The following is a 377-nucleotide window of genomic DNA, read 5'->3' on the forward strand; positions in this document are numbered from 1 at the left end:
GCGTGGTCGGAGATCCGGTACGGCGGTGTGGGTGGTGCGGGGTACGCGTTGCACGATCTGCAGATCGTGTGCAGTGCGCTGGTGGGGCCGATGTCGTACCTGGCGTGGCGGTTGATGCTGCGTCCGTTCTGGGCGCTCGCGATCGCGGTGCCGTCGGCGGTGGTGTTCCTGGATCCGATCCGGCCGTACAGCCATGTTGTGATGATCATGCTGGTTCCGCTGCTGGCGGCGTGCCTGCGGCAGCTGCGGCGCAGTGGGGACTTCTCGGTCCGGGCGGGGGTGCTGCGGGGGCTGGGGTTCGGTGCGGTGTTCGGGCTGATGTTCCTGTGGTACTCGGGCTGGTACCTGTGGGCGGCGCCCGGCGTCCTCCTGCTCGC

Annotated in this window: 1 protein-coding gene; it reads right to left on the minus strand. The window is 69.2% G+C overall.

Annotation, left to right across the window (positions count from 1 at the left end):
* A partial coding sequence (locus AA75_RS51540; RefSeq protein WP_206743464.1) for a hypothetical protein occupies positions 1-209 on the minus strand: 209 nt, incomplete at its 3' end.
* Positions 210-377: the final 168 nt, after the last annotated feature.

Source organism: Kitasatospora sp. MBT63, from assembly GCF_000710465.2.
Classification (GTDB): domain Bacteria; phylum Actinomycetota; class Actinomycetes; order Streptomycetales; family Streptomycetaceae; genus Kitasatospora.